We start from the raw sequence: 359 nt of genomic DNA, 5'->3' as shown, positions 1-359 counted from the left end.
GCCGACGATGGCGCGAATACCCTCAGCGAAAGTTTCACTTACAAAGCCACCGATTCTCTGGGCAACAGCACCACCAGCACCATCGTGGTCAACATCATTGATGACCTGCCGACTGCCCATGTCGACGAGACTTCGGTCGCCGAAGGCGGCACCGTCAGTGGCAACGTGTTGTGGAACGACGTCGGCGGCGCCGATGGCCTCGCCGCAGGGGGCGCGGTAGTCGGCGTGCGTGCCGGTTCCGACACTTCGACCTCAGCCGTTGGCGGCCTCAACACTCAGATCAATGGCACCTACGGTTACCTGACGCTGGACGCCAACGGTAACGCCGTGTACCACAGCAACCCGAACGCCGTGAGCGG

1 protein-coding gene is annotated in these 359 nt (G+C 62.7%); it reads left to right on the top strand.

The window, feature by feature from the left end:
* On the top strand, positions 1-359 hold a 359-nt coding region (locus tag E3W21_RS28745), incomplete at both ends, for a hypothetical protein (RefSeq protein WP_134423032.1).

Source organism: Pseudomonas sp. F01002, assembly GCF_004402115.1.
GTDB classification, from domain to species: domain Bacteria; phylum Pseudomonadota; class Gammaproteobacteria; order Pseudomonadales; family Pseudomonadaceae; genus Aquipseudomonas; species Aquipseudomonas frigoris.
The sequence above is the reverse complement of the archived record's forward strand: the minus strand, read 5'-3'. Positions and strand labels throughout refer to the sequence as shown.